The organism is Methanothrix soehngenii GP6, from assembly GCF_000204415.1.
Lineage (GTDB): Archaea > Halobacteriota > Methanosarcinia > Methanotrichales > Methanotrichaceae > Methanothrix > Methanothrix soehngenii.
In genome coordinates this window covers 169,172-187,125 of sequence record NC_015416.1, presented here as the reverse complement: position 1 = coordinate 187,125, position 17,954 = coordinate 169,172, and the positions used below count along the sequence as shown (strand labels likewise).

Genomic DNA, 17,954 nt, shown 5'->3' with positions numbered 1-17,954 from the left:
CAAGAAGGAGAAAAGCTTAACCCAGAAGGCTTGGCAAACGGAATTTAAATAAAAAATTTTAGATTATATCAATGCACCTTCAAATCGATTCCCTCGATCCTCCCTCGCATCCCTTCGGAGTGCACCACCGCTCCCGAGTGCACCTTCTGCATCATGTAGTGCTCGGACAGAAATCGCACCGTCTCCCCCACCTCCGGCCTCCTGCCCCGGCAGACAGTTCCCTCAAAGGCCAAAACCAGGCATAGATCTGGCTAACTCGTTATCAAATCCGCCAGCTCCGAATAGCCCTTGCCAGAATCCACGCCATTGGTTATCAGGGAAAAAATAAAATAAGTAGGCTCTACCTGATTCGTTCACTTACCCCGTCTCAGGCATGTCTTCACAATAACAATCTCGTCCAGTCCATACACAATAAGGATTCCGCAAACAATCTCTTTCTTCACAAGAACAAGATGATCTTGTCCATTGGCAGCCATCTTCTATACATGCATCGGTTGGAGTGAGACAACGCCCGGATCTTCTTGAATAAGTAAGACCTTCGCAGCAATTATATGATTCATCAGTCTCCATCCCATCTTTAGCGCAGCATAAATTCGCCTTTGCATCTCCTGAGCAACAGACATCCTCGGAAGATCCAGATGGTATTCTTTCTCCAACCTCAATACAATCACATATGCCAAAAACGCAACTCCCGGAACAGCAACTGAGAGGATCTGAAGAGCAATCTGAAAAGGCGGGTTTACAGCTACTGAATTGATCTCCTGACACGGTTATGTATTGGGGACCGGAGCCCAGATTAAATGGCTCTGAATAAGTAGCAATAAGACCTTTTTCGATATCCATAGTGCCTTCCTCAATGGCTATCGCCTTTAAAGGTTCTCTAATTCCAAGCGCCTTCATTTCTGGGATCTTATCAGGATCCAGAATGATGACAAATTTCAAGGCCACCTTCTTTGTTCTCCGATCTAAAGTTCCATTGAAAGCCTTGATATCGAAGTTACTTCCATCCAATGCAATTCGATTAGATCTAATAATCTTCTGTGGACTACCTGGTGGCAATGGTAGATTAAAAGGATAGATCTCCAGACGTATATCTGTAAGTTTAACATTAAGCTTATCTGGATTAGCTGTTGGCTCAAACAATAATGTCATATTTCCGAAGCCTTTGATGTATACATCTCTTGCATTCCTCTGCTCTATAGTAGCGCCTATTTTCATAATGAAATTCTGAGTTATTGGGGGGGTCATACTTGTTACTGGTCCTCGCATGCAATTCGTGCCGAAATCCACAGCCTCAGAGCGAGAGTTCTCATCGTCATCGTAGATCCTATCATCTATGGCTTCACAAAACACTATCGTTGAAGATATAACTATTAAAAATAAAAAACAATTTATGTAATATTTTTGACTCAGAATGCCCATCATATCACCATTAATAATTATGGTACTGATTAGATATATAACTATTTTGCCATGTTGGAAGTTGATTTGCCGTATAAACCCACATTCAGTTAGTTCGAGCTAAAAATTAAGGCCGTCCTTTACTATTATTGCAGACGGATTAGAAGCTATGCAAAGAATCATTATTTTGTCAAGTTGCATCGACTCTATTTCTTAGGCTTCCTTGCGGGAGGCTCTCTATCTACCACACCTTCAAATCAATCCCTTCTATCCTCAACCTCTCCCCCTCCGAGTGCACCACCACTCCCGAGTGCACCTTCTGCATCATGCAGTGCTCGGGCAGAAATCGCACCGTCTCCCCCACCTCCGGCCTCCTGCCCCGGCATATTGTGCCCTCGAAGGCCAAAACCAGGCATATGCCAATGTCCTCGGGCGCAGGCAATCCCAGGAGCAGATGAACCGGCCCGATCAGATGGACGGTAACGACGCCCTGGCTGGATTTGAGCACTTTGGCAAAATGAGTGATGGGACAGCCCAGCGGCCGGTAGCGGAAGATGTCGCCCTCCTCAAGCCGGGCCTCGGGATTGAAGGGATGCAGGTCCTCCCGGCAGGATGGCTCCCCTGGAAGGGGTGATAGAGAGAAGTCAGCCATAAGACCATCCAAAACGCCTACTATCTCCTCTGTCCTCTCCGAAGAGCCGAGGAGGCCGGCAATCTCCTCCGCCCTGCCACTGAACCTCTCCTGCTTGAGGATGGGACACCTCACAAGGCCTGCCACATCCACCAGCTTTCCGGCAAACTCCCGGCAACTGGAAAATCCGCACTCCCCGCAGTTGTACCCCGGCAGGAGCTTCTCAATCCGCTTCACGATCCTCCAAACCTCATCAACCTCATCATTCGCCGGTGTACTCCATGAATCCATCCAGATGACGGAGCATTCCCCTGTGGTGCTCCTTGGAGACGCGCAACTCGCCGGTACATAAGGTGCAGATGGCTAAAGGAGGATTATGCCGCAAGGTCATCACTCCCGAGATCTCCGGCCAGCTCAAGATCAGCTCGGCGAATTCAGAGGAGCCCTTGCCGGTCAGGCCGTTTGCCTCGATGATCCGGCAACCGGGATTTGCTTCCAGGATGCGCTCTCTGAAGACCTCCCTCTCCGCCTGGGAGACGAGGTCGCCCTTGGTCATGACCGCAGCATCGGCGGTAGTGAGGAGCGGCCCCACCTTCAGCGGACTGTTGGGGCCGGTGGTGACATCGATCACGCAGATGGCCAGAGCTTGATCCGGATAAGGAGCGCAGCGCAAGCAGAGGCCGGCAGTCTCGTTTAGCAGGATTCCCGCCCCCTGCTCCTTTGCCCAGCCGAGCATCTCATCCACATTGTAGATGGCATAGTGATCGGGACACATATCCTTTGACAGGCCCACGGCTACGGGCAGGCCGAGCCTTTTGAAGCGGAGGTCGTCCTCGGTCCACATGCAGTCGATCTTCACCAGAGCAGGAGCAGCTCCTGCCTTGATCAGATCCTTTACCGCATGCATGAGAACTGATGTCTTGCCCGATCCCGGCGTCCCCGCCACCACCACCATCTTCAAGCTACTACCTCGCCCTGACGGATGGTCTCACGCAGGCCGGTGAGCCAGCCGTCTACCCTCTCGATATCCAGAAAGATCCTCTGCTCCTCGTTACTGGTGCTGATGACCTTGGTCATGCCCCCGTTTTTCATCACAATCCTGCGGGTGGCCATCAGGGCCAGCATAGGATCGTGAGTTACCACCACCACTATCTTTCCCTCGCCGGAAAGGAGGCGCAATGCCTCCTGCTTTTTTATTCCCGCGTTCTCGATCTCGTCTATCAATACTATTGGCGAGTCGCTGATAACAGCAATGTCCGCCACCATCAGGGCCCGGGATTGGCCGCCGCTGAGAATGGTGAGCTGAAACTCGGGGCTTATGGGCTCACCGGTCAGGGTATTGGCCAGCTCGATGACTTTGTCCGCCTGATTAGGATCTTTGCCCCGAGACTTGGCATGCATCCGCAGGAATTCTCCCACCTGCATGTCCGCCAGGAAGTGCATATTCTGGGAGAGCTGGGCGACCAGCTTCTTTCTCGGGTCATAACGCTGCTCGTTTTTCGGCACCTGGCCATTGATCAGAATGCTGCGCCCAGTGGGGGTATCTCCTAGAGCAAACTGCTCTATATCGGAGATAAGAGTGCTCTTGCCTGAGCCCGTGGGCCCTACGATTCCTATTATCTCTCCCCGGGAGATCTCTATCTCATGGACAAGATCCTGGTGGCCGCACTTGTCCACTCCACCCTGAACGGTGAGCGTCAAGGGCTGACTGTTGGTCTTATCGCGGACCGCTGCCTGGCTCATTGCAGTGCCCATCGGCTTATCAGCTATATCAGCTATATCAGCTATATCAGCTATCTTTATCCGGCTCATTGTATTGCTAATAGTCTGGCTCACGATCCTTCCTCCAGAAATAGGGCTGCATCCTCCCAAGAGGAGACTGCAACATCCGGCTGCAGCATATGGCGGGAATGATCCTCTTTCATCCTTGCCATGCCGCCGCCGGTTATATTGAGAAGTATGATATCCTTTGAGGAGACGCTCTTCGCTTCTATCGCCTTTTGCAGCGCGGCCACAGCAACGGCAGGGGCATTGAGAATATCTATCTCCTCAGACTGCTCGAATAGGTCCCTGGCTTTGCTGGCCTCTCTGTCTGTGATTCCGTAAACCATGCCCTCCGTGGCCTTCAGGGCGTCTCTGACTCCGCCGGGCATGTCCAATGGAGGCTTGCGATTGAACAGGACATCATCGAACATCTCCTCCTGGTACGGCTCGGGCTCCAGAGCTTTCCAGGCATAGTAGATGGGGGCATTGGGTATATTCTGGGCCAGATGCAGCCTGGGCAAAGGAAGTTCCGGGTGGAACCGGCCATCGTTTTTCAGCCGCAGGCTGGCCTCCCAGGCGGATATGCCTCCAGTGCCGCTTCCCACCGCCTGGAAATAGTGATCGGGCGTGCGTCCAATTGTTACCGCTGCATCCAGCATCACCGTTCCCATTCCATCCCGGCGGGCGATATTCCTCGCCCCTCCCTCGGGGGTGAAACCCTTTCGGGATTGCACCTTCTCTGCCATCTGAATGGCATCAAGGTAATCGCCTTTGACTGCGATCAGAGTTATTCTCCCTGGTGGTACAATCGTCCACATTCTTTCCAGAGCTTTTTCCGGAACAAATAAGACCAGCTCCTGGCCAGTCAGAGATGCTATATGGGCAAATGCGCGGGCGGTGTTTCCTGCTGAGGCCACCACCAGTGATGACCTTTCCCCCTTATCCAGGAGCATCTGCATGGTTGGCGCAGCTTCCAGGTCCTTGAAGCTACAGGTGGGCAAACTTGCATGCTTCTCCGGCCAGTAGCCATTGAAGCTGATATAAAGGTTCTCTAGATCCAGCTCCCTTGCCAGCCCCTGGCTTTTGTAGGTCACCGACCTTCCGGTTGCTTTCTCAATAATCCCCTTGACAGGAAGCCAGTCAATGAATCGCCAGATACCGGGAAGGTCCTTTATCTCCAGCTGTCTGGATTTGTACTCCGCGCGCAACAGCGAGCTATCATGAGGGCAGCTAAGTGAATATGGAGGCCGAACCGATCCATCGCTCACGCATCTGAGCAGATATTCTCCCATGAGAGATACCTTAACCAAAGGGAATATAACATTTTCTATTTGCGACCAAATTTTATCCTTTTTGTACAAGAATTATATCCGGCGAGCACGTTTAGGTTATATCCCAAAAGTACAAATATTAGCTGTTGCATACCCAATAGTATGCCAAATGTGGAAAGGGTTATGAGATCTGCCTTCCAGTCGGATGAGAGCCTGCGTGACACCTTAAAAGAGGTTATCGGGGAGCTGGGGCTCTCTGCGCGTGAGTTCTCCCGGATCTCTGAGATACCCCAGAGCACTCTTTATAAGATCCTTTCCGGCCACCGGGAGCCGAATATCACCACTTTGCGCCAGATTGTGAAGACCATCCGCCAGATGGAGGGCTCGGGAGGGGACTTCATCGCCATCATTGCCGCCCGGCCGGTCCTGGACAAGATCAGCGAGAAGAAGATGAAGATAGGAGACCGATTGCTGACATTGAGAGAGTATTCGGCAACCAACATCGAGGAGGCCATAATTGCCGCGGTGAGGGCGGAGAGGGATGGAGCCTCGGCTCTGGTCTGCGCTCCTATCGTCAGCCCTACGGTGGAAAAGCTGCTCACCATTCCTGTAGCTACCATAATACCGCAAGAGAGCGTCGTCCGGGCGATTGAGGTTGCCGCCAGGAAGATCGAATAGGATAGGATGGATTGAAATGAAAAATATCCCTGCTGTAGCGGCAATATTGATCACTTCACTGCTGTTTTTCCTTGCAGTCACTTGCAGCTCCCAGAATGCACCTGAATTCCAGAGCGTGAGCGGCGAATTTGCCAGGGACTGGATTGAGAGCTTCAAGGCCGAGAATCCTCAGCCAGTTCAGAAAAGCAACGTTAGCACAGGCGAGAACAACAGCAGCAATCTTTGGAACTGGGGAGGTGCCCCCCGAGGGAGCAGGATAGAGGACGGCAATTTGATTGCCGATCCCAACTATATTCAGGGCAAGCTGAACCTCAGCGAATGGCTGGATGATGCTTATACCGATCCAGATACCGGATTGCCTTTGTTGGAATATATGGATCCATTCACCGGCAAGAAGACCTACACCTACCTGAATCCAGACACCCAGCATCCTATATTCACCTACTACAGCTATCAGGATGATAAAACGGGAAGGACGGCATATTCCTATATCGATCCCCTGACAGGGAAAGCAGTCAATTCCGATGAGCCGCCCATGGATATATTGTATGACCTGATCTCCGGCCTGGCAGATCGAACAATAACCAGCCAGAGCGAGCCGTGGATTAGTTTATAGGTGATTGTGATAAGGCAGAAATCGAGAAGTTAAAACTCAATGTTACTGAATACTGCAAAAATCCACACTTACTGGTTTGATCGTCTTTCGAATGCTGCTGCAACTCATCATCGCCCTGAGCCGTTATGCTCGAGGCTCCACTTTAATAGAGATTTCACCGAATCTTTATCTAGTGGTTTATCATGTTCGTGCATATCTGTTAAGCCTCCTGCATAGGAGAAAAGGGTTTTGGAGAATTCAAATTTCCATTTCTAGTCTTTCCACAGGTTCGGGATGAATAAGAGCATCACCGGCAGGATTTCCATTCTCCCGATGTACATACAGAAGATCGCAATCATTTTTCCCACAGGAGTGACTTGGGAAAAATCCAAAGCCACTACACCAAGCCCTGGCCCTACGCTGGCCATGCAGGTGGCCACAGCCGATATTGCAGATAAAAGATCGAAATTTTGATTTCCAGATTCAGTTATCGTCAATAACAGGGAGCAGGCAAAAAAGATAATCAGATATATTATCGTGAAGAACAAAACAGATATCAATACCCCCTCAGAAACTGAAATATCATTGAGCTTTATGGGAATAACTGCCTTTGGATGGAGCATCTTCATCAACTCTCGGCGAGCATACTTCTTTATCAAGAGCACCCGAAGAACTTTAATGCCGCCTGCGGTTGCTCCAGCGCATCCGCCAATCAACATTAGCATAATAATAACCATATTGGCCGCTGAAGACCAGTGGGCATAGTCGAAAGTATTTGTGAATCCCGTAGTGGTTCCTACTGACACTACATGGAATCCAGCAAGGCGAATTCTATGCAGGACGCCTCCATCTACACCGCCCCATAGAACAATCAGTGCTGTGGCCGTGGCTTGAAGAAATAAATATAATCGGAATTCAGGATCCTTGAAATAACATAAAAAATCGTTTTTATATATAAATTGATAATGCAAAATGAAGTTGGTCGCCCCTACAATCATGAATATTATTAAAATTGCTTCGATCAATACGCTGTCGTAAGCAACTATACCTGCGGATAACGGCGAAAATCCTGCGGTTGATATAGTAGTAAAAGAGGTGCAAAGCGAATCGTACAAGGACATTCCAGCGGACCAGAGCAAAATCGTCTGTAGAGCTACGAAACCCAGATATATACCCCAAAAGATCTTGGCCGTGCTCCTCACTCTGGGAGTCAAGGCTTCCCGACTAGTATCAACATAGTAGAGCTGCCTGCCTGCTACCCCAAGATGGGGCAGGATAGCAATGAAAAGCAGGATGATGCTCATGCCGCCTAACAACTGAGTAAAAGCCCTCCAAAAGAGCAAGCCATAAAAAGTGCTCTCGACGTAATTATTGAAACCCGAATCGGATGTCGATATCTTCCCAATTCCTGATAATAGCACTTCAGGAGATTTGAATAGAGTAAGTATCAAATTGTGGGCAAGACTATTATCTGCCGCTGTCGAGTTAATGATCCAGTATCCATGCGAATCCGATTCAGTTAGAATAGTGGCACCTGTAGTTGTGAATCCAGACATGGTTTCGAAGAGCGAATCGGTTTCATCCAATCCAAGAAATATGAATGGTAATGATCCGAAGATCGTTGCCAAGAGCCAGGCGAGAGCCACAATTACAAAAGCCTCTTTGTTTGTCACCTCTCCTTTCTCGCCAATGCGTCTGATTATTAGGCCTGCTGAAATTGTGATAAAGGAAGAAAGACCGAAAGCCATTACTCCGGCGGGCTCTTTATAAATTGCAGCTACAATTCCCGGTATCAACATCAAGGACCCTAAGAGCACCAGCATGAGGCCTAGAATGTCCAGCACTACACGGATCTTCATTGAGGAATGCAGTTTCCTACTTTGCCATATTTAAGCTCGATCGTTGCGTTCAGCTGGAGTAAAAGATATGGCTAAGACAGCCTCGACGCGCGTCTCCGACCAATCTGGGCACAAAATTACTGAACGATGGGTAGACCAGTCCATCCGCTTTGCCAGCTCATAGACGTTTAAGCTGGGTGCCTCGCTGATCTTTTCGCAGAGGTCCCACTCATCGTCCTCGGCTTTTGCCGTCCTGACCAGGGTGGCTTTTTGTAGAGAGCTTTTGGCCGATGCCGAATGATAGGTGCCGGAAAAAGAGTTGGCTGGGATTATCTCAAGCATTGGCCTCAGCCAAGCCGAAGATGATCCAATCCAGGATCAATTTGCTGACTGCAGGAACGCAACCGCCCTGTCTGTGAAGTCGGTGAAGAGCCCATCCACTCCGTATACAAAGTAGAACTGGTTCAGCTCTTCGGTGAAGTCCGAATATTTCTCAGGCAGGCTGTCGGCGCGCATCGTCCAGGTGTGGACCTGGAGACCATCGTCGTGGGCCCACTGAACCAGCTCGGGGTTGGCCTCGATGTACATCTTATACGGGCCAACGCCATCGGCAAAGGTGGCGATCTCCTTCAAGCCTTCCTGAGTTACCGTCAGCTTCTCCGGCCTGAAGACCGGAGCTTGCCTCCTGGTTATATCGAGGCTTCGGGGCATACTGACTGATGCCCACTGCACCGTAATGCAGTAAATTAGGAGTGTCTTGGAAACAGTTTCTCCCAAGATAGGAGATATCACTATGAGCATAAATACGTTGTGAGTTGGTGGAGGTGACAGGCGCAATTCCTCTCCGGCCTGAAGACCGGAGTTCCCTTGCGCCATTTCTATGGAGCTGTAATTCTCACCGGTATCGATGTTGTTTCCGGTGTCCACCAGCTGTACCAAAGGAAGGGCGGGATTTATGCAGGACCTTGAAAGAGAAGGGGCCTTAGGACCCGTATTTAATCATATCATTACAGCTGTTCCATGATTTCTTTTGCAAATTGGACTGCCCCTCTGCCGGAAACGGTGATAACGACGTTGTTTCTGACGGCAATTGCATAAGAATCATCGATGGTAAAAGCAATATCTCCTAGATCGTTGTGCCTATTGATTCCGGGATTTTGAATAAATGCCAGCCTTCTTATCAAAACCAAATAGGCCTTTTGCTCATCAGCGGCTTTGTGGATATCCACTCTGTATTTATTCCCATCCCGGATCGCCGAATAAACCTTCTGCTCCCCATAGTCCTCCTCAAGCTCGAACTGGTCTATTCCCGGAATTTTTTTGAAATCTGGGAAAGCATTTTCAACAGAAAGTCCGGGCTTCTTGGGCAAAGGATTTTCATCCAATCCAAACCGCTTTTTTACAATATCAAAGTATTCATGATATCCGTTACCTTCCATGTACATAGCCTCTTTTGCTATTGTTATTGTTGTAGTGGTGGCTATGCCAGCTACCGGTATAGGGCACGAGAGCCAACTGCAGAGGGATCTATCTTCTACAAGCCTTTCCCTGTAATATGGCCTGTTATAGGGGGTGGTCACTGGAACATTCACATAAAGGTCTTCGGTTTCGGAAAAAGTATAATTTATCGGAAGCATTGGCTTTTTAGTATATGTATTTGATTCACTCTTTCCAGGATACGATCCCTCATCCAGCTTCAGGCAGGCGTCAAAAACTGAGGATTGCTTGGATCTGACGGCACTTCCTATAACGGCTACCTGATGATAAGAGAATCCGCCTTTATCAAATATTTTTAGCTCACCATTCTCCATCCTCGCGATGAGTCTATTCGTAAAGCTACATAGTACTTCTGATACTTCATCATTCAGAGTAAGTGAAAGAGTTTTAGCATCTTGAGATAAATAAATGGTCTTGCCGTCGTTGCTTTTGGAAATTATTGCTGTGGATATCCAATCAATATGATGTCTCTCTTTAAGATACTTCCTGAGTCGATCATCATGAATTCCTGGTACATTCGTCCAGCTAAACACAAAGAACTCAAAGGGAAACTTCCAGACTGTATAGCCTATGGCCTGAATCTGATTGCAGGCAAAACCCGATAGCCCCGTCATGATACCCATAGTGCAGTCAATTCCCGATGCGACAGCTTCCGTTGCCACAATATTTGCACAATCGGTGCAATTCAAGACTTTTGCAGAAGTGCCCATTCTGTCCTTCAGGTATTTTTGCAGCTTGATCATTTGTAAATCCGTAGTGTAGTATGAAGCGCCACCGCCGTCAACGTCATATTTAAAGGCTCTATTGTTGTTGAGCTCCAGCGTATAGGCACGAACATGCTCTAAATCGTTAGGCAGACCGGATTTGGGATTAGACTTATATGCACTACAACAAACATCAAGAAGGTCGGTCCATATGTATCCGATCTCTCCTTCATCGTATGGTTGGCTGGTGCAGATCCACGGAGACAGCGGCCTGGCGATAACCGTATAGATGTTCTGGGATGAATTAATTAAAAAGGTTTCATCCGTGCCTCTTACAAAAGTCCACTCCCAGTTGGCTCCAAAGTTCTTTACCTTGTTCTGCGATGCGTCTTTCAGTTTTGCGGCGTCAATATTAATGGTGATGTTCTTTGTATCTCCGGCATTTATTGTGAACTCGTCGGAAGTCAAATCACCAATAATCGGGGTGCTTTCTTTTGCCTTGATTCTTCCGGATAGACTGCTTCCACCTTCACAATAAACGGCTCCTCGCTGTTTCATGTGGGTAAATTGAATTTGAGTTTCCCTGTCCTGATATAAATAATAGTAATGAAATTTTTTGTTGATCTGAAACCTCTGGCGCTATCCTTTGCAGCCTGAATCAGACTATTTGTTCCTTCCAGGATACCATTATCGATTTTTGTTTTAATATAATTAGTCACGCCATTCCAGTGATTCTTTATCATTTTAGCGCATTCGATCACAGGATCGAGTCTGCTATGCGTAGCCCAATAATACCAGCGTTTGAGGTAGTCCTCGGCGGATTTCCGATATTCATAGCTCCAAAAGTCGCGAAGGGCTAATTTAATATTATAAGCTCTCATCGTTTTTAATCGGATGCTTTTTAGTGGCGTTAGCATCTTATTCTGATTGGCTGTGAGGTTCTCGGGATTTTTGAGCCAGATATATCTTGTTCTTTTCAGCAAAGCATTGTGTGATTGTTCCTCACGTCTGACTTTATCAACAGCTTCATTCATCAATTTCATAACATGGAATTTATCAAACGTTATCGATGCATTAGGAAAACTATTCTCTATACCAGATATAAAAGCTGGCGACATATCGCAGCAGAAATTTTCAATATTTTCGCTAGATCCGTTATGCTGCTCTAGATCATCTTTAAACGATCCGATAGTTGAGGCATCTTTTCCTTCGCATACATGGATAACTCTCGACTCATCTAGATCTATAAATACTGAAACATATTTATGTCCTTTAGCTCTTGATGTCTCATCAACTCCGATTGATTTGACCATTGAAAAGTCCTCATTGGATCTAGCTTCTGCGACATAATGTTGCAGGACTCTCCATATCCGAGTATCATGTTCATCAATCATTTCAGCAATAGCAGTAACAGTCATGTATTGAGCCATAAGGACTATCAGAGAATCCATAAGCAAGGTGAAACCGCTACCTTTTCTTGCCCAGGGAACCTTTGACTGCTTCACTCCGCAGTCTTCACAGATCGTGCGAGGGACACGACAGTGGATATAGGTTTTAAACTGAAAGAAGTTCAAATGTCGCCAGGTTCTTTCGATAGTATCATGCACGCTGCAACCTGGATTGCCGCATTTCGCACAAGGAAATTTGCTGCCTGGTTCGAAGTCAACGTGTATATCAAGTTGCTTTCCTTCGGCACTGAAATCTATCGTCTTGATGTACCAAGGATCTTCAAGATTCAATGCTATCTTAAATAGGGCTTCCTGGGAGATTGACACGGCTAATTTTCTAGCATGAGTTGCTATAAAGACTTAACCAGCTACCCACAGAGAATAGCGAGGAGCCCAATAAACTTCTGCTATTAAATTTATTTTAGTCAGATCAGCGGGGACAAAAACTCCGGTAATTTCTATTTTCCCGGAGGGATTCTTCACAGCTCTAACCGGCACGGTTGTTGCCGAGTCTTTTCTGCAATTCAGACTACCGATTGTGCTGTCTCCGTCGCTGTTGAACCGCAGGGATTTGATCCTGATATCCGATTTAACGGGTTCAGGACGATCATAAAATATAGTAAAAAGAACCACGGCGGCTGTCACGAAAACGCCTATTGCTGCAACGGCCGCCACGAAGGTGCCGCTGCCAGAAACAGATCCTGCAGCGCCTGCACCCATTGCTGCAGCTCCTCCACCGACCGCGCCGTTAAACCCGTTGTGAGGAATCCTAGGCACCCTTCGGTTTTGAATATTGCCGCGATGCCTCAGCAATGGCTGCATTTCAACTTCTACATTTTCCGGATTGGGCTGACGCAAATTGACGCGGGCAGCCGCCCGTCTTCTCACCAGACCGGTGGTGCCGGTTCGGGCCAGATCTGGATCCATGCCGACCATGTTGCTATCATGTTGCTGAGCAAGACCTAATACATCATTGATAATGGTATCAACGTATGTGCAGTAATAATTGATCTTCCATTGATCTTCCTGACTCAGCCTGCTCCAAAGAGGATCTATTTCCGTTGGATAAAAGTACTGAATCCCCTTAGGCGAGTTTGTAGGATTGGTCGATTCAGCCAAGACGTACTGAAAATCGCCATGTGCCCAGATAGGCTCATCATAAGCAAGCTCCGATGGAGTTGCGGAATTGAGACTCATGGACGAGATCAAGTCCTTGTCAAATATGAAAGGCGGATTGTCTACATAGCCTTCTATCCTTGTTGAATCCAGTGCCTTTTCGAACTCGGCTATATAATCGATATAACCTGAAAAACCCTTCTTATAATCCATATATCCATCATCGTAGCCTGTGCCAATGAGAGCGTTTGCGTCGCCTTTCAGATTGATGGAGGAGATGCTCATTTCGCCCGCATTGGCACCATCGATATACAGTGTGATTTTTCCCGACAACAGTGTAATCGCAAAGTCAAACCATCGGTTTGCTCTAACCTCTTTTAAGGATATCAGCTCGCCGCTTGCTGCCTTGAACACCAGCCTGTAATTGTAGTCCTCTTGTCTTCTAAGTAAAACTGTATATCCATCAGTAGCGCTCCGGCTAGTGTAGATCACCATCTCGTCGTTTGAGGTAAACAGCGGATATACCTTGCCCAGGACTGTAAACTCATCATAATTTTTACTCACTTTGTTTTTTAGTTGGGCGCATCCCATGCCGGAGAAGCTTGAGCAGGCCACCAAGTTAACAACCCAGGTGCCTTCGCCAACCAGAGAAATGGCCAGCTTATTTTTGCTTTTATCAATCGGCTGATTATCTGAAAACACAAGCCATGCTACGCAGGAATCTCCGCCTGCAAGCTCATTGAGATTATCCGACAGAATTTGTTCGTCTGCCAAAATCTCTGAAAACACTCTTATTGTACAGATGTAACCCGATATTCCTCTCCCGATGCAGAGAGGGTCCTGCGATCTTGCCGAGACGCCAATTTTGTCGGTCTCAAAAATCTTGTAACCCTGTAAAAAAAGCGATATCTTGCTACCGTTATAGGTGACTGTACTTTCCAAGTTTCTCCTAATTTTTTATTATTCATAACATATTCAACATTAAATTTTTAATCCTAGACCCTTAAGCACATGAAGTAGTCCGCCTTTCGGCACAGGCAAATTAAAATATATCATAATGTATTCAAATGTTTCTCCGAGTGCCTGCATTTTTACTTGATCGATCATCTCGCCCATTGTTCTTGGATTTGAGCCGTCTTTTGCTGGTGGATTGTCCATTTCCCAGAAGAGAATTGCAGCCCATACTGAAAAGACAAGTTGGATAAATCTCTCAATAGTGTTTTTATCCCGTAATTGATAATCTTTGAATCCCAATTTTTGATTTATTTCTCGGTGGGCTGTTTCGATATCCCACCTATCCTCATAGATAGATATGACTTCTTTCGGAGAAAGGGATTTATCGGTGCTTATGATATACTTTGTTACTCCGTCTCTTTTTCTTTTGGAGATAACAAGTTTGACCTCTCCGATGCGATCAATTATGACATTCTTTTCAAATGTGTAATAGGTCTTTTTCTTTCCTCGGACATTGATAATTGTCTTGGTAAAATGCTTTTCATCAATTTGGTTTGCCATTTCCCTAACTTGGAAATTCATGATGTTATTTATCCCAACTTTTCTATCGGATTTGATTTGGCAAACTACGCTGTGCCCTAAATTTATGCATTTATTAATTAATTCTTCGGATGACCACCAGCTATCGAAAACTATACAGAGGTTCATTCCTTTTGGGACCTTCAATGGTTCAATTATCTCATCAAAGGCAATTTCCAGCTTTGTCTTGAAATTCACACATTCGTCGCTATTCTTGAAGTACATCTTAGCTTTATGGGGGATGAATAATCCCTTTGACTGGATAACAGATGTAACAAAATTGTTACCCCAAATGTAGGATTCTTTACTATGATCGTAAAATCTACCTACACCATCCGTTTGGATTCCATTCTTTTCTTTATATGTGTCATCAATTATTAATAGTATTTTATCATTACTTTTTAAACATAATTTATCGATGAAAAGATCTACTTTGCGCTGCGCAACCTCATTCTCATCCCAATTAGCATCGCTTAAAAACCAATTATACGAAGAACGTGATTTTTTACCTTTACTGCAATCCGCCATAGTATCACATAGGTTGGCAACGGTCTTGGATTTATCACATACGCTCAGCGCCCCGCATAGGTCGCGAAATGAGCAATAGCTCGGTTTGGTAAAGAGGTCCTCAAAATTATTCAAGAACGGCTCTAATTGTAATGGTGCCTTTACTATTTTGATCATTCTACTCCCATGCGAGTAAAATCAATCCAAGTATAAAAACTTTAAATTTTAAGATCACGTTTAAGATTTAAAATAATCAGTGTATATTATAAATAAAGCGAAAAGTTGGAAAGTACAGTAGGTGAGCGCAATAAAATAAAAGTTTCCGGATAGGAGCGTTACTATATCTTCAGGCACAATAAAATTGCAGAATCCCGGTGCATTCAGAAATATCTGACCATTGTCAACTCCAAGTTCAAATTTTCCCTGCTGTCCATATAGGATTGACCTAGGCTCTTTGCTTTTAAGATAGAAGAATACCTCAACTGAAAAATTATTTTCTCCATTGAAGAACAGGCTCGGAATCGCGTTATGCTGCATATAACTACTGCTCGTGGTCTTTAAAGCATTCATGGAATTACGGTTTACATTATAGTCCGGCATTGTGGTTTCCTCCCTGTTCATTTTATCCTGCTGTATATCGATTTCAGTTTTTCAGCTTCAATCAAGATAGCTGGATCCGTTTCGGCCTCATTCGCCGGAATCTGACATGAATTCTGGATCGTGTTGTCGCCTACAACAAAGCCATTACAGATGAATGGACCGCCGCCTTCAACATCCAGATTGTAGACAGTGCGCCCGTATGGCTCCGGATAACATTGATCTATGGCGGAGTAATTGCCATCTTCCATAAGCAGCTCATCGCCGATACTCAGGCTAATAATAGGTTTCATTCCCTCCCTTGTCATAAAGGGATGCTTTTCGGTAGCACTTATTTCATTCCCTTTTTCCATTATAATTCGCAGGATCTCTTTTTCCATACCGGTCCAGACATTTGTCACGCTCAGTGACTTGCCCCCCAAACCCATAACCCTGTCTCCAATGGCAATAGCTCGAATTGTTTTCGTGCTGCCATCAACCATCCTAACAAGGCTGTCTTCAGCCAAACATCCCCACTGAAGTTTTATGCATGATATATGCTTGTAATGGGGATTCGGGGGCTTCTCAAGGCTGGATACAAGAATCTGAAACAGTTTTGGGATATCATCGCCCGGTCCTAGCGCGTAAAAAAATAAATGTAATCCATATTTGTAACTCCTGGTGCCAGCAATGACGCTTTCTGGAATTTGATTATCCCAGTCTTCATCGATATTCCATTCGAAATGTGTATCGTCTATCCTGCTTATTGCATTCTCCGGGATAGGCGGCGAATACAAGATAGAGCCTTTATCAGTATGATTCAGCACAACAAGCGTCTTCTTCATTTCGCCTCCCATGAATTTAACGCCATCATTTAGTGTCACTTTTCCGCGATTCTCAAGATAGACACTCTGATTTTGCTCTATACGGTGCTCGGGATAGCTATAATCAAGATTTGGTGCACTCCGGCCATAGGCCACTAGAATGTCTTCATCTGGAATTGATGCCTTATGTCTCGGGTCTACGACCTCAATATCCTTGACTACCTCGTCCAGCGTTGATTTGAGTGAATCTCTGGTATCATAGCTGATGGCTGAAAAGAGAACATCTTTTCTTTCTGGTATCCATGTAGTATTGATTATAATCGTTAGCTCATCCTTCTGGCCGCCTAGAGGGTCGATGTCAATTGTAGTCTTATCTATGAAGTTATAATTGCTTTCAAAGCTGAAAGACTCATTATTGTCAATGAGCTCATCATTTCTAAAGACATAAAGGATTTGATATATCTTATCTGCCTTTCCAACCAGGTTCGCGTAGCCACAGGAATAAAGCTGCCTATCGGTTTTTTTGTAAGAAACATCAAGCACTTCTGTATAGTCTCTAAATCCCTGCTGGTCGGATTCGGCTGTTACCGCCTTGTTTGCTGCATGATCCTGCCTGGTCTTCTGCGCAAGCAAATAATGACGGGGAAATTCCTTCTTAAAGTAGTCTTCGCCACCGAACATCTCGCTAATGCAACGGTAGTGATCTTCGTTTGCGAAATTCAGGAAAACTGTTCCTCGTCGTTCTGAACGGTCGGAGACTATTCTGTTAATAGCTCTTGAATGACTTTTAATATCATATGCCATATAATATCTCTCTCATCTGATATCCTCTAATCCATTTTTGCTGTTGTCACTGATTCTTTGGATCCCTCATGCCCAGAGACAAGAGCCACTCACTGATAACCTCGATCTGCTCGATGTGACGAAGAGCGATGAGATCACTATGCTTCGATGAAACCGACTTCAGCAATGCATTGTGTGTCTATCTCGTGTCAATGACTTAGATCAAATTTAAACTTAGAGATCTTCTGACATCTAGCCTTATCCTCTGGGCAGGGAGTGTTTGACTCACTGCAGCGATACAAAAATAAAGGCCTAGATAGGGCCTATGCAAGCGTTTTCATTTGCAGGGCTACTCAATCCCTCCATCCAGCATCAAAGATTTTTTACAACCGTCATTGTTTATCACTTCATAATATATAAAACTTTTTGCAAGTGTTTAACTTCTGTAGAGTCCCGAAATTATTTTGCTTGCCATTCAAGCCTGGACGGCTGGTTCAGGATATAAGGCAGTGTACCGAATCTTCTGCAAATTGGCTGGCTCTGATATACCTCAAGTCAATTCGCATCCATGGTCCTCGGCTGCTTTGGCTACTTCCTGCTTAAGCCACTCTCCGAACTCTCCTCGCGCTTTGCGATAATGCCTTGGAGGCAGGAAAGGAGTTGCACTCTCCTCACGAGTACGCCTCCAGCGTTCTCTGCTCTCCGGCCATCCTCGCCTCTGCCTTCCCCCGGCCCTTTGCCCCAGCTGGCCTTGAGCGGGAAGAGTATTTAAGCCGGCAAGCTAAATA

Annotated in this window: 17 protein-coding genes; 2 read left to right on the top strand and 15 right to left on the bottom strand. The window is 46.3% G+C overall.

Annotated elements, in window-relative coordinates:
• Positions 1–68: 68 nt before the first annotated feature.
• From MCON_RS15445 to MCON_RS00830, 6 genes are all read right to left on the bottom strand, one after another.
• The gene (locus tag MCON_RS15445) at positions 69–233 is read right to left on the bottom strand and encodes a hypothetical protein (protein ID WP_013718162.1); all 165 of its coding nucleotides are present in this window, start codon (positions 231–233) and stop codon (positions 69–71) included.
• Positions 234–357: 124 nt separating this feature from the next.
• On the bottom strand, positions 358–1,425 hold the full coding sequence (locus MCON_RS15885; protein WP_013718161.1) for a hypothetical protein: 1,068 nt from the start codon (positions 1,423–1,425) through the stop codon (positions 358–360).
• Between the two features lie 217 nt (positions 1,426–1,642).
• The gene (locus MCON_RS00845) at positions 1,643–2,323 is read right to left on the bottom strand and encodes a (Fe-S)-binding protein (RefSeq protein ID WP_013718160.1); all 681 of its coding nucleotides are present in this window, start codon (positions 2,321–2,323) and stop codon (positions 1,643–1,645) included.
• Positions 2,295–2,993 (bottom strand): GTP-binding protein, encoded by a 699-nt coding sequence (locus MCON_RS00840; protein ID WP_013718159.1) that lies wholly within the window; start codon positions 2,991–2,993, stop codon positions 2,295–2,297. The genes MCON_RS00845 and MCON_RS00840 overlap by 29 nt, the downstream gene beginning before the upstream one ends.
• Positions 2,990–3,775, bottom strand: a complete 786-nt coding sequence (locus tag MCON_RS00835; RefSeq protein ID WP_048132734.1) for an ATP-binding cassette domain-containing protein — start codon at positions 3,773–3,775, stop codon at positions 2,990–2,992. Before MCON_RS00835 ends, MCON_RS00840 begins: the two co-directional genes overlap by 4 nt.
• A gap of 89 nt (positions 3,776–3,864) precedes the next feature.
• Positions 3,865–5,088 (bottom strand): cysteate synthase, encoded by a 1,224-nt coding sequence (locus tag MCON_RS00830; RefSeq protein ID WP_013718157.1) that lies wholly within the window; start codon positions 5,086–5,088, stop codon positions 3,865–3,867.
• A 141-nt stretch (positions 5,089–5,229) separates the two neighbouring features.
• Here MCON_RS00830 and MCON_RS00825 point away from each other — a divergent pair, with 141 nt between their 5' ends.
• Together MCON_RS00825 and MCON_RS00820 are read left to right on the top strand one after the other, a co-directional pair.
• Entirely contained in the window at positions 5,230–5,745 is a 516-nt protein-coding gene (locus tag MCON_RS00825) for a helix-turn-helix domain-containing protein (RefSeq protein ID WP_013718156.1), read from the top strand.
• 16 nt (positions 5,746–5,761) lie between these two features.
• Positions 5,762–6,361: a hypothetical protein gene (locus MCON_RS00820; protein ID WP_013718155.1), complete on the top strand. Its 600-nt coding sequence runs from the start codon at positions 5,762–5,764 to the stop codon at positions 6,359–6,361.
• Positions 6,362–6,612: 251 nt separating this feature from the next.
• Here the strand turns inward: MCON_RS00820 and MCON_RS00815 are convergent, their stop codons facing one another.
• The 9 genes from MCON_RS00815 to MCON_RS00775 all read right to left on the bottom strand — a co-directional run bounded on the left by MCON_RS00815 (position 6,613) and on the right by MCON_RS00775 (position 17,187).
• The gene (locus MCON_RS00815; protein WP_048131607.1) at positions 6,613–8,199 is read right to left on the bottom strand and encodes a TrkH family potassium uptake protein; all 1,587 of its coding nucleotides are present in this window, start codon (positions 8,197–8,199) and stop codon (positions 6,613–6,615) included.
• A 30-nt stretch (positions 8,200–8,229) separates the two neighbouring features.
• Positions 8,230–8,520, bottom strand: coding sequence for a P-loop NTPase family protein (locus MCON_RS00810; protein WP_013718153.1), 291 nt, complete (start codon positions 8,518–8,520; stop codon positions 8,230–8,232).
• Between the two features lie 36 nt (positions 8,521–8,556).
• The gene (locus MCON_RS15880; RefSeq protein ID WP_013718152.1) at positions 8,557–8,889 is read right to left on the bottom strand and encodes a glycerophosphodiester phosphodiesterase family protein; all 333 of its coding nucleotides are present in this window, start codon (positions 8,887–8,889) and stop codon (positions 8,557–8,559) included.
• Positions 8,890–9,185: 296 nt separating this feature from the next.
• Positions 9,186–10,937, bottom strand: a complete 1,752-nt coding sequence (locus MCON_RS00800; RefSeq protein WP_013718151.1) for a hypothetical protein — start codon at positions 10,935–10,937, stop codon at positions 9,186–9,188.
• Positions 10,934–12,154, bottom strand: a complete 1,221-nt coding sequence (locus tag MCON_RS00795) for an ISL3 family transposase (RefSeq protein ID WP_013718150.1) — start codon at positions 12,152–12,154, stop codon at positions 10,934–10,936. Before MCON_RS00795 ends, MCON_RS00800 begins: the two co-directional genes overlap by 4 nt.
• Positions 12,155–12,187: 33 nt before the next feature.
• Positions 12,188–13,717: a LamG-like jellyroll fold domain-containing protein gene (locus tag MCON_RS00790; protein WP_157863603.1), complete on the bottom strand. Its 1,530-nt coding sequence runs from the start codon at positions 13,715–13,717 to the stop codon at positions 12,188–12,190.
• Positions 13,718–13,924: 207 nt separating this feature from the next.
• Entirely contained in the window at positions 13,925–15,160 is a 1,236-nt protein-coding gene (locus MCON_RS00785; protein WP_013718148.1) for an IS701 family transposase, read from the bottom strand.
• 60 nt (positions 15,161–15,220) lie between these two features.
• The gene (locus MCON_RS00780) at positions 15,221–15,604 is read right to left on the bottom strand and encodes a hypothetical protein (RefSeq protein WP_048131602.1); all 384 of its coding nucleotides are present in this window, start codon (positions 15,602–15,604) and stop codon (positions 15,221–15,223) included.
• Positions 15,601–17,187 carry a Hint domain-containing protein gene (locus MCON_RS00775; RefSeq protein ID WP_013718146.1) on the bottom strand — a complete coding sequence of 529 codons (1,587 nt, stop codon included), beginning with the start codon at positions 17,185–17,187 and terminating at the stop codon, positions 15,601–15,603. The genes MCON_RS00780 and MCON_RS00775 overlap by 4 nt, the downstream gene beginning before the upstream one ends.
• Between the last annotated feature and the right edge of the window lie 767 nt (positions 17,188–17,954).